General features: G+C 50.7%; 15 protein-coding genes. 8 read left to right on the top strand and 7 right to left on the bottom strand.

Features of this window, described 5'->3' with window-relative positions; genetic code table 11:
- Positions 1-48 precede the first annotated feature (48 nt).
- Together MHI45_RS23315 and MHI45_RS23310 are read right to left on the bottom strand one after the other, a co-directional pair.
- The gene (locus MHI45_RS23315; RefSeq protein WP_076110411.1) at positions 49-2205 is read right to left on the bottom strand and encodes an alpha-galactosidase; all 2157 of its coding nucleotides are present in this window, start codon (positions 2203-2205) and stop codon (positions 49-51) included.
- Between the two features lie 27 nt (positions 2206-2232).
- On the bottom strand, positions 2233-4785 hold the full coding sequence (locus MHI45_RS23310; RefSeq protein ID WP_076110412.1) for a beta-mannosidase: 2553 nt from the start codon (positions 4783-4785) through the stop codon (positions 2233-2235).
- Between the two features lie 196 nt (positions 4786-4981).
- Between MHI45_RS23310 and MHI45_RS23305 the strand changes: the two genes are divergently transcribed.
- The 6 genes from MHI45_RS23305 to MHI45_RS23280 all read left to right on the top strand — a co-directional run bounded on the left by MHI45_RS23305 (position 4982) and on the right by MHI45_RS23280 (position 12295).
- The gene (locus MHI45_RS23305; RefSeq protein ID WP_076110413.1) at positions 4982-6322 is read left to right on the top strand and encodes an ABC transporter substrate-binding protein; all 1341 of its coding nucleotides are present in this window, start codon (positions 4982-4984) and stop codon (positions 6320-6322) included.
- A gap of 124 nt (positions 6323-6446) precedes the next feature.
- The gene (locus tag MHI45_RS23300) at positions 6447-7340 is read left to right on the top strand and encodes a carbohydrate ABC transporter permease (RefSeq protein ID WP_038586119.1); all 894 of its coding nucleotides are present in this window, start codon (positions 6447-6449) and stop codon (positions 7338-7340) included.
- 1 nt (position 7341) lies between these two features.
- Positions 7342-8175 (top strand): carbohydrate ABC transporter permease, encoded by an 834-nt coding sequence (locus tag MHI45_RS23295; RefSeq protein WP_076110414.1) that lies wholly within the window; start codon positions 7342-7344, stop codon positions 8173-8175.
- A 24-nt stretch (positions 8176-8199) separates the two neighbouring features.
- Complete coding sequence (locus tag MHI45_RS23290) at positions 8200-10020, top strand: cache domain-containing sensor histidine kinase (protein ID WP_076110415.1); 1821 nt, start codon at positions 8200-8202, stop codon at positions 10018-10020.
- Positions 10021-10046: 26 nt separating this feature from the next.
- Positions 10047-11543 (top strand): response regulator, encoded by a 1497-nt coding sequence (locus MHI45_RS23285; RefSeq protein WP_076110416.1) that lies wholly within the window; start codon positions 10047-10049, stop codon positions 11541-11543.
- 5 nt (positions 11544-11548) lie between these two features.
- Positions 11549-12295, top strand: coding sequence for a spermidine synthase (locus tag MHI45_RS23280; protein ID WP_076110417.1), 747 nt, complete (start codon positions 11549-11551; stop codon positions 12293-12295).
- A gap of 58 nt (positions 12296-12353) precedes the next feature.
- Here MHI45_RS23280 and MHI45_RS23275 read toward each other — a convergent pair whose 3' ends face one another.
- The 5 genes from MHI45_RS23275 to MHI45_RS23255 all read right to left on the bottom strand — a co-directional run bounded on the left by MHI45_RS23275 (position 12354) and on the right by MHI45_RS23255 (position 15477).
- Positions 12354-12695 carry a nuclear transport factor 2 family protein gene (locus MHI45_RS23275; protein ID WP_076110440.1) on the bottom strand — a complete coding sequence of 114 codons (342 nt, stop codon included), beginning with the start codon at positions 12693-12695 and terminating at the stop codon, positions 12354-12356.
- An 88-nt stretch (positions 12696-12783) separates the two neighbouring features.
- Positions 12784-13425, bottom strand: a complete 642-nt coding sequence (locus tag MHI45_RS23270; protein WP_076110418.1) for a hypothetical protein — start codon at positions 13423-13425, stop codon at positions 12784-12786.
- Entirely contained in the window at positions 13418-14305 is an 888-nt protein-coding gene (locus tag MHI45_RS23265) for a serine/threonine protein kinase (protein ID WP_076110419.1), read from the bottom strand. The genes MHI45_RS23270 and MHI45_RS23265 overlap by 8 nt, the downstream gene beginning before the upstream one ends.
- 53 nt (positions 14306-14358) lie before the next feature.
- Positions 14359-14958, bottom strand: coding sequence for a GNAT family N-acetyltransferase (locus MHI45_RS23260; RefSeq protein ID WP_076110420.1), 600 nt, complete (start codon positions 14956-14958; stop codon positions 14359-14361).
- Between the two features lie 36 nt (positions 14959-14994).
- Positions 14995-15477, bottom strand: coding sequence for a methyltransferase domain-containing protein (locus tag MHI45_RS23255; protein WP_076110421.1), 483 nt, complete (start codon positions 15475-15477; stop codon positions 14995-14997).
- Between the two features lie 365 nt (positions 15478-15842).
- Here MHI45_RS23255 and MHI45_RS23250 point away from each other — a divergent pair, with 365 nt between their 5' ends.
- Together MHI45_RS23250 and MHI45_RS23245 are read left to right on the top strand one after the other, a co-directional pair.
- The gene (locus tag MHI45_RS23250) at positions 15843-16595 is read left to right on the top strand and encodes a 3'-5' exonuclease (RefSeq protein WP_076110422.1); all 753 of its coding nucleotides are present in this window, start codon (positions 15843-15845) and stop codon (positions 16593-16595) included.
- Positions 16596-16816: 221 nt separating this feature from the next.
- Complete coding sequence (locus MHI45_RS23245) at positions 16817-17581, top strand: MerR family transcriptional regulator (RefSeq protein WP_076110423.1); 765 nt, start codon at positions 16817-16819, stop codon at positions 17579-17581.
- Positions 17582-17604 lie beyond the last annotated feature (23 nt).

Below are 17604 nucleotides of genomic sequence, written 5' to 3'. Positions count from 1 at the left end.
CAAAAGAAGCCAAGTCTCCCTGGCTTCTCCTGCTCTCCTAAATGCTAATTATGCTTGTGCCTTTAAGTGGAAACATCCGCTCACATAGTCCTGCTGGATGTCCGGCAGCGCCAGCCCGGCCTGCATCAGCCGGTCACCGCCGTATACTTCACCGCTGTCTGTAAGCGTGTAGTCATAGTCGGGGTTCAGGCCGCTGAGCAGGAGGCTGCGGCGCGGCGGGTAAGGCACAGCCATTACCCGGAAGTAATAGACCAGCGCCTCGCGCTGATCGTCCGAGACGAACATCCAGGCCGTCTCGTTGCCCTCGAACGGGCTCTGCAGCCGGTACAGATTGCCCTGCTGCACCAGGCCGCGAATTTCTTTATAATTCGCTACCTGCTCTTTCACCAGCTCCTTCTCCTCGTCCGTGAACTTCGTCAGGTCAAGCTCATAGCCGAAGTTCCCGGACATGGCGACATCCCCGCGGAAGGACAGCGGCGTGACGCGTCCAACCTGGTGATTCGGCACCGCCGAGACATGCGCGCCCATCGCACTGACCGGATACACCAGGCTGGTGCCGTACTGGATCTTCAAGCGTTCCGCGGCGTCGGTGTCGTCGCTGGTCCAGGTCTGCGGCATATAGTAGAGCAGACCCGGATCGAAGCGGCCGCCGCCGCTGGAGCAGCTCTCGAAGAGAATATGCGGGAAGTCCGCCGTCAGGCGCTCGATCAGCTCATACAGGCCCAGCACATAGCGGTGGGCAGTTTCCCCCTGGCGCTCAGCCGGCAGGCAAGCCGAGCCGATCTCCGTCAGGTTGCGGTTCATGTCCCATTTGACATAAGCAACCGGCACGGTGGAGAAGATCTTGCTCAGCGCATCGTAGATGTACTCCCGGACCTCCGCACGGGTAAAGTCCAGCACCAGCTGCCAGCGGGCTTCGGTGCGGCGGCGTCCCGGCACATGGAGGCACCAGTCCGGATGCTCACGGTACAGCTCGCTGTCCGGCGAGATCATTTCCGGCTCCACCCACAGGCCGAACTGCATACCAAGGTCGTTGACCCGCTTCGCCACATCAGCCAGTCCGCCCGGCAGCTTACGCAGGTCCTCGGTCCAGTCGCCGAGCGAGGAGTTGTCGGAATCACGCTTGCCGAACCAGCCGTCATCGAGCACAAACAGCTCGATGCCCAGCTTCGAGCCTTCGGCGGCGATCTCCACCAGCTTGTCGGCATTGAAATTGAAATAGGTCGCCTCCCAGTTATTCACCAGAATCGGCCGCTCCTTGTCGCGGTACATCCCCCTTACCAGACGGGTGCGGTACAGGCGGTGATAAATCCGTGACATGCCCCCAAGGCCTTCATTCGAGTAGACCATAACAACTTCAGGAGTCTGGAAGCTTTCTCCCGCAGCCAGATGCCAGGAGAAGTCAAAAGGGTTCAGCCCAATGCAGAGACGGGTGGAACCAAAGGCATCCACCTCCGCTTCAGCCGCAAACCCGCCGCTGTAGACCAGCGAGAAGCCGTATACCTCGCCCTGGTGCTCGTCTGTACCCGGCTTGGCCAGCGCGGCAAACGGATTGTGCTGATGGCTGCTCATTCCACGGCGGGACTGGAGTGCGGTAGTGCCCTGCTCCAGGCGTCTGCGGGTCAGATTCGCTTCCCGCGACCAGCCGCCGGAAAGATAGATCAGATCAAACTGGCCGTCCTCCGGGAAATCGACGGAAGCGCTCAGCGCGCGCAGCAGATCAAGCGGCGCCTGGCCGTCATTAACAAATTCTACCGAGCGGGCAATCACATCCGTGTCACGATATACGGTATAGCGTAAAATAACGTTCAGCGACGAGTAATCATCACGCATCGTAATTTCCAGCGTATCTGCTTCTTCAGGGGACTCCACATACACGGAAGGAAGTCCGGCGAGCGTTGGCTTGCCCTGCAGTACACGGTATCCGGTGTACTGCAGCTCAGTAATCCGCGTGCCGTCCGCAAGCTTTGCCTGATAAGCCGGCACACGGAAATCTCCCGTGCCGTACTGCGGGTATTCCTGCGGAAGCCGGTCCAGGCCGGTGCCCGCCCCGAGATGCGGCAGACCACCCAGATTGCCGTCCTGGCGCAGTTTTTTACCCCAATAGACATGCATCGGATAGTTATTGAAGATGCCGATAATATAACTCATACCCTTGCTCTGTAAATGAAATATCCCCTTGTCTTCCTGTACCCAAATTGCCATGGTCCGGTTCCTTCTCTCTACTGTTTTTTACCCCAGGTAATCTTCCTTCACATAGTCAGCCATCGAATGAATCTCAAGCCCCTTTGGCGCTGCCGGAATGAAGTCACGTTCTCCATTGCCCCGCAGCATAAACTGCACCGTCTTCGGCTCACCCGGAAGCAGATCAAAGAAGTTATCCGAGAAGATACCTTCCTCTACCGCCGTCAGGTACACCCCTCTGGCCAGCACATCGCTGCTGACCGCAAAGTCCAGGCTGCCCGGAATCTCGGTCACCGTAAGAACCGGCCGGTTCAGCTTGCTGTCCTTTGCCGCAGCGAAGTAATGCTCCTTGCGCTCCAGCAGGGAGCCATCCGCCAGCAGAGAAGCCACCAATACCACCTGCTTCGGATCGTTGCCCTGCAGCAGTTCCGCAGTCGGCACCACGAAGACCACCGCAGCCGAATCGGCCTCCAGCTGAACCGGCTGTGTCCATTCACGCAATAGCAAGCCGCTGAAATCATACAGCCGGAGTACCAGTTCACCAGCCAGTGCCTTTTGAAGATCTGAAACGGCATGCACTTGCAGGTTCTCCCCATCCATCTCTTCAATTGAGAGCAGAAGTTCCTGGAAGCTTTTGCGCACCGTATATTGCAGTGCCTTCCAGCGGCCGTAATAATCCATGCCAGCCCAGGAAGCCACCGGCCAGCAGTCGTTCATCTGCCAGTACAACGTTCCCATGCAATACGGTTTGTTTCTTCTGTGGCTTTCAATAGCAATTCTCATCGCCTCTGCCTGAAGAATCTGACTCATATACAGGAATGACCTGAAGTCCTTCGGCTGCGGCAGGTAGATGTCCATATACTCTTTAATGATCAGGTTGCCCCGTCCATTCTTCTGGTGAGCCAGCATCACTTCCGATTCCAGCTCCATATCCTCTTCCTCCGCGTAGCTCAGTACCGATTTCAGCTCAGGGAAGGACTGGAAGCCGTATTCGCTCATGAAGCGGCCTACCTTGACGTTATAGTTCTCAAAAGGCTCAATCCCGTGCCACACACCCCAGTAATGAATATCGCCCTCACCCATGATCCGCGTCGCATGCTGGTCTTGATCAGTAGTAAGTTCACGAAGCGGAGAGGATGGCCAGTAATCAGCACCCGGATGATAAGCCGCTACCGCTTCCGGCAGAATGCGGTGGAAGATTTCTTCATAATAACCCCAAAGCGTTTCGCGGATCTCGGCGCTGTAGCCTTCTTTCCAGCCCCAGCCCATGTTATCCTCATATTGCGACCAGGCGGAGTCAATCTCATTATTGCCGCACCATAGGGCGATGCAGGGATGATTGCGCAATCTGCGTACGTTGTATTCTGCTTCCTTCCGTACATTCTCAAGAAAAGGCTCATCTCCCGGGTACATGCTGCAGGCGAACATGAAATCCTGCCAGACCAGCAGCCCATACTCATCGCACAGCCGGTAAAAAACTTCCTCCTCATAGATCCCGCCGCCCCACACCCGCAGCATGTTCATGTTCGACTCTACCGCTGTGGCAATCTCGTGCCGGTAACGTTCCTCCGTTATTTCCGTGGTGAAGCTGTCGTTCGGAATATGGTTGGAGCCCTTTGCGAATACCGGAACGCCGTTCAGCTCAAACTGGAATGAAGCGCCCTTCGCATCAGGTTTGCGGATCAGCTTGATCTCCCGCAGCCCGGTAGTTACTTCTGCACTGGACAATACCGTAGCGCTATCCAGCAACTCTGCCTGGAAGGTAGTTAAATGAGGCGTGCCCAGCCCATTGCACCACCATAACTCCGGCTGGTCAACGACAATATCCATCTCCACAGTGTGCTTGCCGGAAGGAACAGAAACCGCTTGCATCCATTCCTGTCCATTAGCAGTCGTGATCCGCAGCATTCCCTCGCAAGCTTGCGGAGCTTCAATCTCCACGACAGCTGTAAGCCGCGCCTCTTCCCGCTTGACTTCATTCTGGCGGATATAGAGATCCGTAATGGCTGCGGCATCCCGGCCTTGCAGCACCGCTTCCCGCCAGATTCCGCTGGTAAGAAATCTCGGGCCCCAGTCCCAGCCATAATGATAAGGCGCTTTGCGGGCAAACACGCTAATCCGCTGTTCTTGCAGTCCGCCCAGCTCTGATTGATCATTAGGTGCCGGCAGATCATACCCCAGCTGCGCCAGCTTCGGCAGGTCTTCCTTAACTACGGAACGGAATTTCACGAGAATTTCATTGTCACCGGCCACTAGCAGCCCTTTGACATTTACAGTCCAGGCCCGGAACATGTTGTCTGCTGAAAGCGCATGCACATTATTCACAAAAACATCGGCATAGGTGTCCAAGCCCGCAAAGACCAATTCCGTAATGGCCAGACTCTGCCATTCTTCCTCCAGCCGCAGCTTGCTTCTGTACTCCCAGTCCTTCTTGTCGATCCACTGCAGCTCATGCTCGTTCTTTCCATAAAAGGGCTGTGAAATAAGTCCATTGCGGAGCAAATCCGTGTGTACCGTTCCCGGCACAACCGCCGGAAGCCACGTTTCGTCACCGCAAGCTCTAAATTCCCAGTTTGTCAATTCAAGATGATATGGTTTCATAAGTCCTCCCTATTTCAGCAAAATTCATTTGTTTCATTATATTTTGTTATCTTATTGTTAGCAACAAAGTAATTATAAACCCAGAAAGAAAACAAATAAAGACAACAAATAATAATTGAATACATTTAATGCTGGAATCAATGACGCTATAATGATAATGTAAACGCTAACATCAAAACGAAAAGGGGACAACGCAATGAGAAACAAGTTATTTTCGTTATTTTTTGTTATCACCTTGACCTTCTCTTTATCTCTGACAGGCTGCGGATCGAACAATAATAACAATGCAGCTAAAGCCACAGATGAGCCGGCTGCAACCAAAGCACCAGAGAATTCCGGCAGTGAAGCAACTACTGAGCCGGCGGCTGGAAGCGGTTCCGACATTAGCGGAAAGATCACCTTCCTGACCAACAGAACCGATATGATCGGCAAAGAGTATGACGAATATGTTAAACGCTTTAACGAGAAGTATCCGAACATAAAGGTCGAGTTCGAAGCTTCCCAAACGGACTACAACCAGCAAGCCAAGGTCAGAATGGCCAGTGGTGAGCTTCCCGATGTGATGTTTGTTCCTTCCATTCCTAACTCCGATCTTCCGAAATATTTTGCTTCTCTGGACGATCTCGGCCTGAATGATCAGATCACCTTTAAAGATTTCAAATCCTTTGAAGGCAAGCTGTACGGAATTACCACAGGCAACTCCACCTCAGGCATTGTCTACAATAAAAAAGCCTTCGCCGATGCAGGCATCACCGAAATTCCTAAGACTTGGGATGAATTCCTTGCTGCCTGCGAAAAGCTTAAAGCCAAAGGTGTGATTCCGCTCGCTTCCAACTTCAAGGACAAATGGCCGCTTAACGATTGGGTGTACTCTGTTCCCCGCGTGATTGCAGGCAACCCGGATTTCCCGAACGAAAAGCTGACCTCTGAAACACCTTTCACTATGGACAACGGCTACGGAAAATCACTCAACCTGCTTAGAGAGCTGAACGAAAAGGGCTATCTGGAAAAAGACATCAACTCCACCAACTGGGAACAATCGAAGAAGGATATTGCCTCAGGTAAATTCGCCATGTACTTCCTTGGCAATTGGGTCATCAATCAAGTTATCGGCGCTGGCACCACTTCCGACAACGTAGGTTTCTTCCCGCTTCCTTATGACAACTCGGGCACACTTACTGCCCCGCTCAGCCCTGACTTCTTCTATGCTGTAGCCAAGGACAGCAAAAATCTGGATGCTGCCAAAGCGTTCGTGAAATGGATGATCGAGGATTCCGGTTATGAGGATTTTGCCGGATTTATCTCCCCGCTGAAAGGCAAAGAATCTAAGCTGACCCAGCTGAAGGAATTCCAGGCGACCGGCGTAACCCTGCAAGAGGGTACAGTGGACGATGCCAAGGTAACAGAAATTACCAATAAGGCACAGCTCGACCTGCCGGCTATGGTACAGGAATTCGTCCTGGCCAAGGACCCGCAATCCGTCTTCGACAAATGGAACAAAGCCTGGGCCAAAGCCAAAAAAGACCTCGGCTATTGATCTTTAGCAAGATCAGCAACGTTAGAACCTAGCAATCCCCCGGCGCAAAATGGATTATCGCTTTCTCCGGATAATCCATTTTGTCGTCATTGACCAAAGCGCTATTCAGAAAGAAGGTTAAGCGATGTTCGGAACATTATCCTATAACAAACAAAAGCTCATTATCATTGTATCCTTCCTGCTGATTCCACTGCTCCTGCTGGCGACATTCACTTATTATCCGGCCATTAAACTGGTCTATTACAGCTTTACCAACTGGGACGGGTACAGCCCCGAGAAGCCTTGGGTCGGTCTGGACAATTACCGCGAGGTTTTTGGCAATCCTGATATTTTCAAGGTGTTCACCCATAACTTCGCCTACTTTGCGATGGGGATTGTCCAGAATATTGTCGCCATTTATTTCGCCGTTGTGCTGAACAGCAAGCTGCGGGGTAAAAACGGGTTCCGGATTATGCTCTTCCTGCCTTATATCATGAACGGTGTGGCCGTGGCCTTCATGTTCGGCTATGTGTTTGATACTACCAATGGTTCTCTCAATATGTTCCTGAACAGCATCGGCCTCACCGGACTAGGACAGACCAGTTGGCTCGGTACTGAAGGACTGGTGAACTACTCGCTCGCTTCCACTGGTTTTTGGCGGTTCATGGGCTACAACATGGTCATTTACATTGCCTCGCTGCAGGCGATTCCGAAAGACATTTATGAAGCAGCCAAAATAGATGGTGCAGGCTCGTTTCAGACGCTGTGGAGAATTACGCTGCCGAATATGAAGCCCGTCATTCAATTGAATTTATTCCTCACCGTAACCGGCGCGCTGGAAGTGTTCGATCTGCCATTCGTGCTGACGAAGGGCGGCCCGGCGGGTGCCAGCCAGACTTATGTTCAGCGGGTAGTGGATACCGCCTTTGCTTTTAATAACTACGGCCTGGCCTCAGCGATGAGCGTTATCCTGATCTTCATTGTCGTTGTCGTGCTCTTGCTGCAGCAATTGGTTCTTAACCGGGGAGGAGATAAGTAGCATGGAACATTCCAAACTTAACCTAAAAGACATTTTTAAATACTTCACGCTGCTTATCGGTGTATTCGTCGTACTCTTTCCGCCTTATGTAGTGGTGGTCAACGCCTTTAAATCAACCGATGAATTTAACAGCAGCAGTTCCATGGCTCTGCCGCGCAGTTTCTTCAACTTCGATAACTTCGTGACTGTGTTTCAGCGCGGCGGACTGCTCAGCGGCTTCGGCAACGTACTGATTATTATCATTATTACATTGACCCTGAACATTCTGTTTGGGACAATGGTGGCATATGTACTGGGGCGGTTCTCTTTCAAGTTGAAGCCGATTGTATTTGGTGCTTACCTTGTGGCGACCATCATTCCAAGCATTACTACTCAGGTAGCGACCTTTGGCATCATCAAAAATATGGGCCTCTACAACACCTTGGGTGCTCCAATCGTACTTTATATCGGGGCAGACGTCATTCAGATCATCCTGTATTTGCAGTTCATCCGCAACATCCCCGTTGATCTCGATGAGAATGCGATGGTTGAGGGTGCCTCCCTGTTCAAAATCTACCGTTCGATCATCTTCCCGCTGCTGTCACCGGCGACGGCAACACTGATTATTTTGAAGACGATCAGCATCTACAATGACATGTACATCCCCTATCTATATATGCCAAAACAAAGCCTGGGTGTCGTTACCACCGTCCTCATGCGTTTTCAGGGGGTTAATACGGCCGATTGGAATTTGATCTGTGCAGCCATTCTGCTTATCCTGCTGCCGACAGTCATTCTTTACTTCTTCCTGCAGCGTTATATCTTTGAGGGGGTAACCAGCGGCGCTGTCAAATAGGGGGTACGGAAAGGAATAACCATAGTGGTATCTTACATCAAGAGAATTGTCCGCCGCATGTGGCTGTTCCTGGCCAACCTGCCGATGGAGCGGAAGCTGATTGTCGTATTTATTTTTCTGATCTCCCTGCCAATCACTTACGTCAGTTATCTTTCTTCACGCTCCACCTTCAACTCGGTGCTGTCGAGCTCCACAAAGAGTGCCGGACAGATGGCAGACAGCGCTTCGGATACCATAGACCGGTATGTTGCCGATCTCAAGCGGTACACGGCGCTGCCGCTGTACAATACCGATGTTCAGTTCTACCTGGAGCAGCGTAATACCGATTGGGAAAAGAACACCAGCATGTCGATGTTCCTGAGCTATTTGAACCATACGAAAGAACAGATTATTGCCGTATACTTAGTGGACAAATACGGTTCCGTTTTTTTTGACAGGGCTCCCGGCATCAATGAATTGTTCCCGGCGGAACGGCTGGCGCAGTGGCAGAGCCTCACTGAGGGGGCCGGTGCAGCTCCGGTAGTCCAAGGCAGGCATACGATCCGAGTAAACTCCGGCGACCACAAAGAAGTGTTCAGCGTTCTGCGCACCATTACCTCGGTCAGCACGCTCAAAAATATCGGAATCCTTGTCTTCGACATTGATATCAACAACCTCTTCAAGGGGATCGTTGATCCTGTAAACGCCGTCACCCAGGGCAATACGCTGATCGTGGACGACAAGGGCGAATTAATGTACGACGGTGAGCATATGGACGGCCAAGAGACCCCGAAACAACGGGAACATGCACAGATGCTGCTGCAGAAAGTTACCACTCCCAATGGCCACTTTCAAATCACTTTGGATGGCCTTGATGTTCTTGCAGTGTACAGGGTATCCCAGAAGACCGGTTGGACGACCATTGTTTCCATTCCGCTGGACCGTATCCTCTCCCCGGTGGAGAAGAACCGCAACCGGCTGATTTTCACTACTCTGTCGATTATTGCCTTCGCGCTCGTCGTTGCCACCTTTATTTCCTATGCACTGACCAAACCGCTGAAGTCGATGGTCCGTCTGATGAAGCAGGTGCAGCACGGCAATCTGGATGTCTGGCTGCATCCGAAATATAATGACGAAATCGGGATGCTCGGCAGCCACTTCAACCGGATGATTATCCGGGTCAAGGATCTGCTTCAGGAGGTCTCCCTTACGGAGAAACGCAAACAAAAGGCAGATATGCGGGCGCTGCAGAACCAGATTAACCCGCATTTTATTTACAATACACTGGAGTCCATCCGCATGCTGGCGGAGAGCAGTGATGACCCCCGCGTCGCGAAGCTCACCTATCTGCTCGGGCTGCAGATGCGTTACGGTATTGTCCGCAGTGAAGAAACCGTTACGATCCGTCATGAGCTGGATCATGTGCGTAATTATTTGCATCTGCTGCAAATCCGCTTTCCGGATAAATTCCGGCTCAATATCCATGTGCCGGAGGAATTCCTGCCGCTGCCGGTGATCAAGCTGGTCTTCCAGCCGATTGTCGAGAATGCCGTTTTTCACGGGCTTGAACCTAAGGAGGGGCCGGGTACACTGAACATTACGGCTTGGGAGGAGGACGGTAAAACTGTATTTTGCGTCGAGGATGACGGAATAGGTATGGATGAGGATACCCTGCGCGCTTTGAATAACAGTCTGATGGGCGGGGCAGACGGTGAAATGTTCGGAATCGGTCTGCGAAATGTGAATGAGCGCATCCGTCTACATTACGGCGGCTCCTTCGGATTACACGTGCAGAGTGAACTTGGCACAGGAACCCGTGTGACCTTACGAATCGAGGATCTTTCGGACGATCACAGCGAAGAATAATATCATTCCAAAAAGGGGGACTCGGCTTGCTGCGTATTGCGATTGTAGATGATGAAGTTCTGATTCGCGAAGGTCTGGCACGAATGATCAGCAAAGAGAGCAGCACCTTCGTTGTCACCGGCATTTATCCGGACGGCAAACATTTGCTTGATGCGCTCCCCTCGCTCCACATTGACGTTGTTATAACCGATATCCGTATGCCGCAAATCGACGGGCTGGAGCTGATCCGGCAGCTTAAAGCGAACCACCCCGGAATTCGCAGCCTGCTGATGAGCGGATTCGTTGAATTTAATTATGCCCGGGAAGCCATCCGCAGTTCAGCGGTAGATTATCTGCTCAAACCTATCAACAAAGAACAACTCTTCGAAGTGCTGTATAGTCTGGAGAAGGAGCAGAAGCTGTTGCGTGAAAAAGAAGAATGCCAGCGCACAGGCCTGCTGCACTCCCTGCTGCATATCGAGGAGCCCTCTGCCGTTCTTTTAAGCGGCCTTACCTTGCCCCAGCCTTATTTCACGGTCTATGTCCTTAAAGGAAGCTCCCGGGAAAAAGTCTGCGGAATTGCAGACAGTCTGCGGCAAGAGAAGGCGTTTCTCCTCGATACGCTGGAAGTGCAGAAAGGGCTGCAGGCATGGATCTGTTATTCCGCGCAGCCGCTCACCCCTGAAGAATCACACGAAATCGGAGAGATTATCGGCGTTGCAAGCAAGGGCCAGCGTCTCCATGCGGGGGCCAGCCGCTCCTACGATGATCCCGGCAAATTTAGAACAGCCTATCTTGAAGGCAAGCTGGCCTGTGATGCAGGGATTTATAGTCCGCTGCTGCTGCATTATGTTACGATTAGAGAGCTTCAGACACCGGTGCAGGCTGTCAGTGATCCATTCCCTCCATTCCGGGAGCCGCTGATCCATGAGCTGCAGATTCTAAATGTGGCCGGGGTGCTGGAAGGGCTGCACAAGCTGTTCTCTGTGCTGGAGCTGCAGCAGGCTTATCCCGACTTGATTCTGCGCACTTGCCGGCAGGTTGAGGATACTGCCCGCAAGGAGCTGCAGGAATTTGAAGCGGTCTACCGAAAAGACTGCAGCCAGCGGCTGGAAGAGCAAATCGAAGCCTGCATGACCTTTGCTGAAATTGAGGAACTCTTCGCCTCCTCCTTCTCGGCTGCGCTGAACGAAATCCGCAAGCACCGGCTGGAGATGTCCGGTACCGCCGTTGAAACGGTCAAGCGCTGGGTAGCCGCCCATTATAATCAGCATGCCGATTTGAACATGCTGGCCGGTATAGTATTTTTGACACCAAGCTATTTAAGCAAGCTGTTCAAGCAGGAGACCGGGCTGACTCTGACCGATTATGTGATTGAAATCCGCATCCGCAAAGCGAAGCAGCTGCTGAAGAATGCGCCGGATCTGAAGGTGCACGAAATCGGCACCGAAGTCGGCTATCCCGACCCTGCTTATTTCAACAAGCTGTTCAAGAAGGTTGTCGGTGTTACACCGAACGAATATAAACGCATTTCGCTCGTATAAGGAGAATGATACCTTTGCATCCAGAGTTCCTGAACTCAGAGAACAACCCCGAAATCCAGGTGTACGAAACGACAGAATTATATGGCGAGAGAGGCAGATTCCGCGTACTGCAGTTTTCGGGAGACGCCATTCAGGGCGCCCTTGATCTGGACCACCCCCGGCGGGTGGTCTTTGAATATCCGCGGGCAATGATCCATCTAATGGAGGCTGGCGAACCTTATTTCGAAGATGTATTCCTGATTGGACATGGGATTGGAACGCTTGCCGGTTATTTTGCGGAGAAGCGCTTTAAAGTGGCCGAAGTGAATGCGGAGGTCGTGAAGCTGAGCCGGCAGCATTTTGGCTACAGCCTGGATAATGTCATTGTCGGGGACGGACGGCGCATTCTGGAGGGCGAGCCGGAACGCCGCTATGACTTCATTCTTCTGGATGCCTTCACCGCTGACGGTACTCCCCGGCATCTGGTCTCCAGCGAGTTCTTCGCCCTGGCCCGTTCCAAGCTGAACAGCCGCGGCTCCATCATCATGAACCTGATGGGCAGAAGCGAAAAGGACCGCCTGATAGGGGCCATCCACACGACTTTAGCCGGGGAATTCGCCAATATCAAGGCCTTTGCCCTGCCTTCGGAAGGCACCGCCGACATCCGCAATATCATCATCATGGGCAGCGGCAAGCCGATCCGCTATCAAGCCCGGCAGATGGCCGGGTTTGTGGAAGTCACCCTTGGGCAGGGGCATGTGATCCGGGACTAGGCATAGATAACCTATAAACAGAGGGTCTCCGTTGGGGAACCCCACAACCTGATTAACCCTACCCCCTCACTGGGGTTCCTTGATGAAAAAACATCTGCCACCGCCCATCCCTGAATTTCCAGATTGAACTGCGCAGTGTCTCTCCACCCGTCTCTTCGTTCATGATCCGGTAGGTGGCCAGCACAGCCTCCCCGGATAACGGATGAAGTTCGAACCCGCTCAGGGTCATTCGGACCTCGCCCGCTCCTTCTTCGCCCATCAAGTCCCGCTTATGCCATACCTTCCCGGAGCTTCCAAATTCAAAAAAATCGTCTGCCAGCAATCGCGACAGTTCATCCGGCGAAGTGCGCACCTCGGTGTTCAGCAGCTTCTCTTCCAGTTCACAGATCAGTTTGGCCATTGCGTTCAGTTCCTTGTATCCTATGCCTTTTTTTTCAAGCACTGTAATCCTTCTTTCTGCCACTATTCGTACCCGGCGAAATCCGGCCCTACAATACACCGTTCATTCCACCAAATATCCGGCCAAAAACATTAAAATAGATCATGATAAAAGATAATATAAGGGCTATAGGCAGAATGGACAAAATTTGAATTTTGTTTTTCGGAATGGTAAGTAACAAAACAACTATCATTATTAGATATATCCCCATAAGCCATGGAATTAAATAGTAATGATGGTGAACGGGTAAGTAAGCGTTACGTAATTCAAACCCTTCTGACAGTAATACTGTGATTGGAAGGGCCGAAATAAGATTAGAAAACAATCCGCTCCCGCGTGCATACCACATAACATAAGCACAAACAGGAGATACCACTGCGCATAACCCCCAAAAAACAATTTCTCTTTCTGGAAGAAAATGCAGCACAATCGTTGTGTAAAGATAATAAACGGTAAGCATCGACCCGAAAAAGGCAAATATGTTAACAGCCGCTAATTTGTGAGAATAGCTAAAAACGGATAACAGTGTTGCAACAAATACCCATATACCAAGACGTCCTCCGAGATTGTCAAATATCGGGTTTATATTCGGATTATCCACAAGTTTTGCTGCTAACCCCAAAATAACACCGATAATAATTGCCTTTACTATCGAAAAAACTATTTGTTTTGCAGTGGATTTATTATCCATCGTTTGCTTCCTTCCTCGCCTTATCCCATTCCGACTTGAACTCCGAGATACTCCGGTAACGCTGATCCCGCTCCGGATGTACGGCCCGCAGCGCAACCTTGTACAGTTCCGGTCCCGCTTCCCATTTATCCCTGGAACGGTCACTTTCTCCACCCAGCAGTACAAAAGCAGTAGCCCCCATATTATATACATTGGTGATTTCGTCGATTGGGGCATCCAGAAGGTACTCTTCCGGTGATTTGAACCGTTTGGAGCCCCATAGCTGCTCTCCCATGCCGTTGAAGAAGGGCTTAGGCTGATAGAAATCAATATCGCAAATCGCTGTACGATCCTTAGTGAAATCATAGAGAATGCTTCCATCATAAAAATCTACAGCCACATATCCTTTAGACTCTATGTATTCATGAAAGCCAAAGATGACCTCCAGAGAATCCAGCCGTTTCTCCGTGGACAAGGCCCTATAGCGGTAAAAAGGCGATTTGGGATCACTATACTTGGCTGCTCCGCCAAAAGCCCAATGTGAATGCAGGCACTCGCCTTCCGTCCATTCAAAAACAACTGCATATCCCGTTTCCACAGGACCATGAGATAACAACTGGATTAGCGACGGATGCTGCAGCTCCTCATAGAGAGGAACCGCCTGAATCAATCTTTCAACCGCTTCCGCAGGAACACCATGAAATTCCATCGTTTTCACTCCGGCGAACTTCACAAAATACTTGCATCCGTCTTGCTCAACCCCAAAGCTGATATTTCCGGAATCCTGCTCATCAAACACGCGGAACACCCGCCCCATTGCCGTCAGCCAATCAAAAGAGTAGGCCTCCTGCAGTTGAAACGTAGCCTCGTCAATTACAAATCTATATCCGTTTCCGCTCATCGTCTGCCTCCTGTGCCATTGAATGAAAATCATTCTAGTTCTGCGTTCGACTTTTAGCGTTTGATTGTCCAACCCTTTTTATCAAGTTTATAATAATTAAATCTATCGTTATCAATCCCGATAACACCTTGAAAGTCAAACCCGCATTTTTGTATGACTCTACTCGATGGCAAGTTAATTAAAAGAGCAATAGCATTAAGCAACTCGACGTTCGTATTCTCAAATAAATACTTGACTATCCCTTGTGCGGCTTGGGTTGTATAACCTTTACCTCTATGATCTTTTGATATGGCATACATGATCTCTCGGTTTGGGGGCGGCAATTCATCCTTTAATCCCGTACAGCACCAGCCGATAAGCTCTCCCGTCTCTTTCAATATAATTCCCAAGCGAAGACGGAGTTCACCAATGTCTCCACCTTCCGATACAGCATGTAGAAACTGCTTGTTCTCTGGAATTTCGTAATTTATTAACCAATCTTCTCTTTGCTCTTTTGATACGTTCCAACCTGGCAAGTATTCATGTATTTCAGGCTGCCATGTAAGTGAATGAAACTTATCTAAATCAGAAACTTTGAATTCTCTTAAAATTACGTCCTTACAGTCAATGATAAAAGTGTTTTCTTCAGAAATATAATAAGTATTGCTGTCCATGATATATCCCTCCCTGAAACAAATTGTTCAGTGCATTCAGCTGTTCTTTCTAAAGTTGAGTATTTCCGCTCTCTCCAAAGCCTCAAACTCCACACAGCCTTTATCTATATAATAGGAACTATGATACTTTTCGAAATGAATGCCCATCTTCGTCTGGTCTTGCTGCACAGAAAAACCAAACTCAAGAACTTCATCTATGATTTTTTTATAGTTGTACGTTTTCTTTTTCCCTTCCTGATCTCGGAAATTAGATAAATGAAAAGGCAAAATAGATAAAATCGCATCTGGCTTTAACGTTCTCTTCGCTTCCTCGTACAAGGTAAACCGGTGAGTTCCGTTGCCGTGTAAAATATCGTAATACATGATCATATCCAAAGACCTGTCCTCAAAATTCAAAGTGTAGTCCTTATTCCCCATCAAAACTTGAATGTTATTTAAATGCTCTTCACTGGATACCTTACCCACAACCTTCATGCATTCTTTATTAATATCAACAGAATAAACCGTCCCCCCGGCCATTTAGAGCTTTTGATGCAGCAAAGGTGTAGTGTCCGAAGCCACAACCGTAGTCCAAAATTTCCGCATCTTCTGCAAGTCCTAAGCCTTGAAATAAAGCAACCCCTTCTCCGTTCTCCCACTGTTTAACTGCAATTCCCCAATTCATGCGCATCACGCTTACTTATTCTTCCAACCCCCTCCCTTATCCTTCTTCCCGTTTACCGCGGCTCCTCATCACTCTTCAATACAAAAACAGCCTTAGCCGCACACCCCGGACGGCAATTCCCCGTCTTATTTCCCATTCCTCCGCTTTTTTTGCTAAAATAGAAGGGTCGGCGCATTCTTCAGCTTGTAAGGCGCCAGTCACTGAAACGGAGGCATTACCTGTGGATTATATTATTCTGGACATCGAATTCAACGGCCGCAAATTTGCCAGCGAGCATCCTATGGAGGTCATTGAGATTGGAGCCGTCCGGTTAGACGCTTCATTGCAAGTTAAGGATGAGTTCTCAGCCTTAATTAAACCTATATACTTCTCCACCCTGAATTCGTTCATTAAGAAAAAAACCGGCATTCCCCAAGAGGATATCGACGTCGCCGACCGTTTCCCCAAGGTCATTACCGCCTTTAGAGCCTGGCTGGATCAGAGCAGTGACGGAGTGCTGCTTCTGACCTGGGGCGGCGAGGATATGAAGCGGATCATTCAGGACATCCGGATGCACAAAATGGATGATTCCTACTGGATGGCTGCAACCTATTTTGATCTCTTGAAGGGCGTGCTCCGTGCACGCGGCCTCAGCAATGACATCAGTGTCGAAGGTGCAATGACCCTGTTCGAGCTTGAGCCTTCCGGTTCCGCGCACCGGGCGCTGGACGATGCCAAGATGACCGGGGAGATATTCCGCGCTGTCTTTAACGACCTGGATTTTGAGCGATCCCAGCATTACAAGGACACCTTCTCCAACGCCAGAGAACGCAAGACGGTCAAGATCGCCATCAAGGCAATGATCTCACAAAAAATTGTTCCCACCTGGGAACTGGTCGCCGAACATTACTTCCCGGGTGAAGATGCGCTGGCGGATCCCCGGAAGCTGGCAGAGCTGCGGGAATATTTCACGGCACAGGTCGGCAAGAAATAATCCGGCTTCATGTGTAATACAAGGTTAGCAGCAGTTTCCTTAGTGGACATACTATAGGGAGCTGCTGTTTTTTTGAGCGATATTCCCCACAAAAGAGTGTTTGACATTGCCGTTGCGTGAAGGTGTAGAGTGATCTTGTAAGCAGCAAGCTGCAGCTTACAAGTGTGCAATTGGGTCCAAATAACACTACGCTGAAACAAGTTATGGGAGGTACAGCCACTATGGAATACACGGTGCAGAAGCTGGGAGCTTTGGCGGGCATCAGTACGCGGACATTGCGCTATTACGATGAGGTTGGGATTCTCAAGCCGGCGAGAATCAACTCCTCGGGATACCGCATCTACGGCCAGGCCGAGGTCGACCGGCTGCAGCAGATTCTTTTTTACCGGGAACTGGGCTTAAGCCTCGAAGGGATCAAAGAAATCGTGACCGCACCGTCCTTTGACGGCACCCGGGCACTGCGGGAGCACCATGACCAGCTGCTTCAGCGGAGAGAGCAATTGGATCAATTAATCGCAAACGTCGAAAAAACACTGGCCCAAAGTGAAGGGAGAATAACCATGAGCAATGAAGAGAAATTTGCAGGCTTTAAGCAAAAGCTGATTGACGATAATGAGCGTACGTACGGACAGGAAGCCCGCAGCAAATACGGGGAAGAAGCTGTAGAGAAGTCTAACCGCAAGCTGAAAAATATGACCGAAGAGCAGTATGCCGCCATCCAGCAGCTTGAAGCAGACATGTTCGCAGCCCTTGAGCAAGCGATGGAGGAAGGCGATTCCGCCAGCGAGCTGGCCCAGCAAGCCGCTGAGCTGCACCGCCAGTGGCTGTCCTTCTACTGGGACACCTATACTAAAGAAGCTCACGCCCACGTCGCACAAATGTATGTGGATGACGAACGCTTTACCGCCTATTATGACAAGCGGCGTCCGGGTCTGGCCGAGTTCCTGAGAGATGCTGTGCACGTCTATACAGGTACAAAGCAGTAGTCTTCCACTCCGCTTGCCCGGAG

Origin of the sequence: Paenibacillus sp. FSL H3-0321 (assembly GCF_038002865.1) — a bacterium.
GTDB lineage: Bacteria > Bacillota > Bacilli > Paenibacillales > Paenibacillaceae > Paenibacillus_AQ.
This window is presented reverse-complemented; position numbering and strand designations above follow the sequence as displayed.

What these genes read in the sequence shown, in the direction of transcription:
- MHI45_RS23315 (WP_076110411.1), bottom strand. Translation starts at nt 2,205, where the DNA reads ATGGCAATTTGGGTACAGGAAGACAAGGGGATATTTCATTTACAGAGC.
- MHI45_RS23310 (WP_076110412.1), bottom strand. Translation starts at nt 4,785, where the DNA reads ATGAAACCATATCATCTTGAATTGACAAACTGGGAATTTAGAGCTTGC.
- MHI45_RS23305 (WP_076110413.1), top strand. Translation starts at nt 4,982, where the DNA reads ATGAGAAACAAGTTATTTTCGTTATTTTTTGTTATCACCTTGACCTTC.
- MHI45_RS23300 (WP_038586119.1), top strand. Translation starts at nt 6,447, where the DNA reads ATGTTCGGAACATTATCCTATAACAAACAAAAGCTCATTATCATTGTA.
- MHI45_RS23295 (WP_076110414.1), top strand. Translation starts at nt 7,342, where the DNA reads ATGGAACATTCCAAACTTAACCTAAAAGACATTTTTAAATACTTCACG.
- MHI45_RS23280 (WP_076110417.1), top strand. Translation starts at nt 11,549, where the DNA reads ATGATACCTTTGCATCCAGAGTTCCTGAACTCAGAGAACAACCCCGAA.
- MHI45_RS23275 (WP_076110440.1), bottom strand. Translation starts at nt 12,695, where the DNA reads ATGGCCAAACTGATCTGTGAACTGGAAGAGAAGCTGCTGAACACCGAG.
- MHI45_RS23270 (WP_076110418.1), bottom strand. Translation starts at nt 13,425, where the DNA reads ATGGATAATAAATCCACTGCAAAACAAATAGTTTTTTCGATAGTAAAG.
- MHI45_RS23265 (WP_076110419.1), bottom strand. Translation starts at nt 14,305, where the DNA reads ATGAGCGGAAACGGATATAGATTTGTAATTGACGAGGCTACGTTTCAA.
- MHI45_RS23260 (WP_076110420.1), bottom strand. Translation starts at nt 14,958, where the DNA reads ATGGACAGCAATACTTATTATATTTCTGAAGAAAACACTTTTATCATT.
- MHI45_RS23255 (WP_076110421.1), bottom strand. Translation starts at nt 15,477, where the DNA reads ATGGCCGGGGGGACGGTTTATTCTGTTGATATTAATAAAGAATGCATG.
- MHI45_RS23245 (WP_076110423.1), top strand. Translation starts at nt 16,817, where the DNA reads ATGGAATACACGGTGCAGAAGCTGGGAGCTTTGGCGGGCATCAGTACG.